Origin of the sequence: Kribbella turkmenica, assembly GCF_004348725.1 — a bacterium.
Taxonomy (GTDB): Bacteria; Actinomycetota; Actinomycetes; order Propionibacteriales; family Kribbellaceae; genus Kribbella; species Kribbella turkmenica.
This window is the reverse complement of record NZ_SMKR01000283.1, coordinates 1-4410: the sequence shown is the minus strand read 5'-3', so window position 1 is coordinate 4410 and position 4410 is coordinate 1. Positions and strand designations below refer to the sequence as shown.

7 protein-coding genes are annotated in these 4410 nt (G+C 69.4%); 4 read left to right on the top strand and 3 right to left on the bottom strand.

Features of this window, described 5'->3' with window-relative positions:
• Both E1218_RS34965 and E1218_RS34960 read left to right on the top strand, forming a co-directional pair.
• The coding region (locus E1218_RS34965) for a G5 domain-containing protein (protein ID WP_202866363.1) at positions 1-521 on the top strand (521 nt) is incomplete at its 5' end.
• Positions 522-550: 29 nt separating this feature from the next.
• On the top strand, positions 551-1729 hold the full coding sequence (locus E1218_RS34960) for a zeta toxin family protein (protein WP_132327317.1): 1179 nt from the start codon (positions 551-553) through the stop codon (positions 1727-1729).
• Positions 1730-1738: 9 nt separating this feature from the next.
• Here E1218_RS34960 and E1218_RS36450 read toward each other — a convergent pair whose 3' ends face one another.
• Positions 1739-1912, bottom strand: coding sequence for a hypothetical protein (locus tag E1218_RS36450; protein ID WP_165949560.1), 174 nt, complete (start codon positions 1910-1912; stop codon positions 1739-1741).
• Between the two features lie 63 nt (positions 1913-1975).
• Positions 1976-2563 (bottom strand): TIGR03086 family metal-binding protein, encoded by a 588-nt coding sequence (locus tag E1218_RS34955; protein ID WP_132327316.1) that lies wholly within the window; start codon positions 2561-2563, stop codon positions 1976-1978.
• A 52-nt stretch (positions 2564-2615) separates the two neighbouring features.
• Between E1218_RS34955 and E1218_RS34950 the strand changes: the two genes are divergently transcribed.
• Positions 2616-3035, top strand: a complete 420-nt coding sequence (locus E1218_RS34950; RefSeq protein ID WP_233712679.1) for a MarR family winged helix-turn-helix transcriptional regulator — start codon at positions 2616-2618, stop codon at positions 3033-3035.
• 73 nt (positions 3036-3108) lie between these two features.
• Entirely contained in the window at positions 3109-3990 is an 882-nt protein-coding gene (locus tag E1218_RS34945) for a hypothetical protein (protein WP_132327315.1), read from the top strand.
• Positions 3991-4031: 41 nt separating this feature from the next.
• Here E1218_RS34945 and E1218_RS34940 read toward each other — a convergent pair whose 3' ends face one another.
• The gene (locus E1218_RS34940) at positions 4032-4166 is read right to left on the bottom strand and encodes a helix-turn-helix domain-containing protein (protein ID WP_233712678.1); all 135 of its coding nucleotides are present in this window, start codon (positions 4164-4166) and stop codon (positions 4032-4034) included.
• Positions 4167-4410 lie beyond the last annotated feature (244 nt).

Sequence of the window (4410 nt, the reverse complement as noted above, 5' to 3'; positions counted from 1 at the left end):
CGCCGGCGCCGACCGCGACCGAGACGAAGGTGCCGGTACGGACGCCGGTGACCGCGTCGACCAAGCCGATCCCGACGAAGGCCAAGCCGACGGCGGTCGCGCCGAGGAAGACCACGAAGACCGTGGTCGAGTTCAGGACCATCGCGTTCAAGAAGAAGACCGTGACCGACGATCAGCTCGCGAAGGGGGAGAAGATCGTCACCACGAAGGGGGCCGACGGGACCCGGCGGCTCACCTACGAGGTGACGTACGTCGACGGCGTACAGACGGCCAAGGAGCTGGTGAAGCAGGAGGTCACCAAGCAGCCGCGGACGCAGGTGACCACGGTCGGTACGAGGACCGACGAGGAGTCCGGCTGCGATCCGAACTACAGCGGCGGTTGTGTGCCGATCGCGAGCGACGTCGACTGTGCGGGCGGCAGCGGGAACGGGCCGGAGTACGTGAGTGGTCCGGTCAGGGTGGTCGGCAACGACATCTACGACCTGGATCGCGACAACGACGGCTTCGGTTGTGAGGATTGAGCGGACCTGCGCTTCGGTAGCTTCTGCTCATGGTGAGTGCTGTCGTGAGTGGGCTCGTGCCCGCAGGTACGGCGTGGATGCAGAGGGTCGCCTACGAAGTCGCGATCGAGGGGACCGGGCACGCGATCGCGTTCTACGCGGAGCTGATCGCGAACGAGGAAGCGACGGAGAACCCGGACCGCGAGGGGATCGGGCGGTGGCGGGCGGAGCAGCGGGCCTGGGCCGATCGGCGGCGTGTGCTGAGCCCGGCCGACACCAAGGAGATCGACACCATCTACTCGGAAGGCGAGGTGCTGCTCGCCGAGCCTGACGCCGGCAAGGCCGTCACCGAGGACCTGAGCGCGGACGAGAACGAGCGGATCTTCCGCGAACGGATCGTCCCGGACGAGTTGTCCGCCACGCCGCAGGAGCAGCCGGTGGCGGTGATCGTCGTCGGCCAGCCGGGGGACGGGAAGCCGGCGGTCAGTGCGCTTGCCAGAGCCGCGTTGATGCGCCAGGGACGTGATCCGGTGACGATTGCCGCGGACCGCTACCAACCACACTGGCCCGTTCTCCGTACGCCGATCGACGACGGACCAGCCAACGACGCCACTACAGACGGCCTCGAGTGGATGGCGAAGGCGCTGACGTACGCGCGTTCGCATCAGCTGGACGTGGTGATGGAGACGCCGGTGCTCACTCCGGAAGACGTCGCCGCGTTCAGTTCGGCCGGTTACCGGGTCGAGGTCGCGATCCTCGCCGTACCAGCGGCTGCCAGCCGGCTCGGCGTACTGGATCGTCATCTGCGCACACTCGAGGTCTACGGGTTCGGGCGGCTCGTCGATCCGGAGGTCCACGACACCGCGTACCGACGGGTCCTCGACGTCGCGGAGCTGCTGGAGAATGAGCAGTGTCGCGTGACCGTACTGCGTCCGGACGGACAGGTGATCCACCAGGAAGCGGCAGGTACGGCGGAAGCGATCGAGCGGGAACGGAGTCGTCCGTGGACACCGGCGGAGTCGCGGCAGTTCCTCGACGGGATCGCGGAGGTCCGGCGGATCGGCAGGTCGGCGCCGATCGAGTGGATCCAGCGTGAGGCGGACGTCGGGGAGCGGATGCTGCGGACATCGGCCGCGCCGTACCTGCACCCGGATGCCGTCACGATGCACATCGCGACGGCGGGAGTGTCGCCGCCGGACGTGGAGGAAACCGTCCGGCGGCGCGACTGATCGGCGCTGTCAGACGCCGTGCTCGTTGGGCTGTCGAGGCGTGCGCCTGGAGTAGTCGGCGATCACCCGGCGCTGCGGGTCGCGGACCTTGCCGTCGTCTCCCAGACCGCCGCGATCGGCGAGTTGCCTGGCCTTCTTCCCCGACATCCAGCCCTGCTTCTCGGGCTTCTTACCGAATGCCATCGGTCTCTCCCTCTGATGTCACCCCCGCGACCGTCAATGCGTCGATCGTAGTGAGGATGCGGTTCAGTTGGGCCACTCGGGATTGCGGCCGAGGTGGGCGACGATCCGGTCGAGGGGGTCGGTGCCCGACCACGGTACGGCGGGTCCGAACGGCGAGCCCGGGGTCAGCCGGAAGTCGCCGGCCGGGACCAGTTCGGCCACGGCCTTGGCGGCGTCGAGCACCTCGGGAGTGAAGTCGACCGGGAGACCGAGAGTCCTGGCGACGTCCCACGAGTGCACGACGTAGTCGATGAAGTGGAAGCTGATCGCCTGGGCGCCGGGGAACGACGTGCCGAACTCCACGAGCGGGAAGGTGCGGTCGGCGACGCCGTCCTCGGCGAAGGCGGTCAGCACGTGCTCGGCGGACTCGACGTACGCCTTCACCGGGTCGTCGCCCAGGTCGCGGACCTTCCACCCGGCTTCGTCCTCGTCGCCGCGGGAGGCGGCGGCGAAGCCGTAGTGCTGGGTCGCCATATGGGCGAGCAGGCCGTAGAGGGTCCACGATCGACACGGGGTCGGCTTGGTCAGATCGTCGGCGGTGGCACGGGTGACCAGGTCGATGCCGGCCCGGACCGCGTGGGCGTCGAGGGACACGTAGTCAACAGTAGGCATATGTAGATCATATGCATAAGCGTATGATTTCGCCAGTGTTATCTTTTCGGTCGTGAGCGACGAGCGTCCGGACCTCGCCGCGATGCTGCATCCGTTGCTGCGGGCACTCATCGCGGCGGAGCTGCCTGTGCTCGAGGAGCACGACGTGTCCATGTGGGGCTACGCCGTGCTGACCGGGCTCGACGACACCCCGGTGCGGACCCAGGCCGCGCTCGCGGAGGCGATCGGCGCCGACAAGTCCCGGATCATCGGCACCCTCGACGAGCTCCAGGACGCCGGCCTGATCGAGCGCACCCCCGACCCGAGCGACCGCCGGGTCCGCCTGTTGTCGATCACGCCGAAGGGCCGCCGGGTACGGCGCGCGGTCCGCAAGGACATCCGCGGGCACGAGGACCGCGTCCTTGCGCCGCTCCCGGCCGCCGACCGCCAGGCATTCCTGCGCGTGCTCCGGCACTTCTACGACACCCGCTAGGTCAGCCGCGCGATGGAGGCAGTTCCCCCGCAGGAGTGATCCGCGCGGCGGACCCGACGGCGAGGCTGGTCGCATGACGATTACCCGGACCTCCAGCCGTGGACTGCGGACAGCGGTCCCACCCGCCGCTCTCACCTGGGCAGCGCTGTACGGGGCCGTCCGCGTCTGGTTCGCGCTGGGAAACCACCCCGACTGGGAGTTTCCCGGTGGCGACCTGCTGGTGCCCAACTGGGTGGCGGTCCTGGGATGCGTGGCGAGCGCTGCAGCTGTCCTGGCGATCCGTAGGCGGCCGAGTTCGAGGCTCGTGATCCGGACGCTCTGGCTGCTCGCGGCGGGCTGGACCGCGGCCGCCGGTCTCGCGCTTCTCGACGTGGTGGGCGGCGTTCTGCCCGGTCTCGGCATCCCCTTCGATCCACCGGGGATGGTCAGCCGCTTCGCCGCGCTCGCGGGCGCCGCCCTCCTCGCCGGCACCGCCGCCGTTCACCAGCGTCGCCTCGGTCCGGGGCGACGGTTCCATGAGATTCCCACCTGGGCCGTCGTCGGTGCCTGGGCCGCGGTCGCCGGCTGTCTGGTCCGTCTCGGTGCCCAGGCGGTCGTCGGGTTCGACAGGACGCCGTACGGCGCGGGCATCTCGTTGATCGTGTTCGAGGGCGGCTTCCTGCTCGCCGGGATCGTGCTGCCGTTGCTCCTGGTGTACCGCCTCGGCCGGATCTTCCCGCGCTGGATGCTGCTGCTTCCCGGCGCCTGCCTGGGCGGCGGCATCTCCGCGTACTTCGGTGTCGGCCTGCTCCAGATGATCGCCGCCGCGGTCAAGGGCGACCCCGTGTACGGCGACATCGGCCTGCCGAACGCGTTCTTCTGGGTCGCGGTCCCGGCGTACCTCGTCTGGGGTGCCGGCCTCGCCGTTGCGACGTACGGCTACTACCTGACCCGGTCAGCGGCTCTGGCTGAGTAGGCTGAGCTCGCCGGCTCGTCGTACCGCCGCGCGCCGGTTGTTCACGCCGAGCTCAGGTAGATGTTCTTCGTGTGCGTCCGCAGGATGTCGAGGGAGACCGTGAGCTCGCGGGCGATGTCCGGTCCGCCGAGCTCGCTGCCGAGCAACCGGAGGACCTCGAGCTCCCGCTCGCTCAACGGATCCCGGTTCGCGTCGTTCGAACCCGGTCAGCCGGCCGATGTAGGACTGTGCGCCGGTCTCGGCCTCGTGCAGCAGCCGCTCCAGCAGCTCCTGGGCGTCGACGACGTCTCCCTGTGCCAGCAGTGCTCGCGCGAAGGTGATGTGCTCGAACTCGCGCCGTAGCTGAGCTCGTCGGGGAGGCCGCGAGCCCAGCCGCTCACTCAGTCGCGGGCGCGCGACCACCCCCACCCGCTGTCTGTT

Coding starts and splice junctions, on each gene's coding strand:
- E1218_RS34955 (WP_132327316.1), bottom strand. CDS start 2,563: ATGCCTACTGTTGACTACGTGTCCCTCGACGCCCACGCGGTCCGGGCC.
- E1218_RS34945 (WP_132327315.1), top strand. CDS start 3,109: ATGACGATTACCCGGACCTCCAGCCGTGGACTGCGGACAGCGGTCCCA.
- E1218_RS34960 (WP_132327317.1), top strand. CDS start 551: ATGGTGAGTGCTGTCGTGAGTGGGCTCGTGCCCGCAGGTACGGCGTGG.
- E1218_RS36450 (WP_165949560.1), bottom strand. CDS start 1,912: ATGGCATTCGGTAAGAAGCCCGAGAAGCAGGGCTGGATGTCGGGGAAG.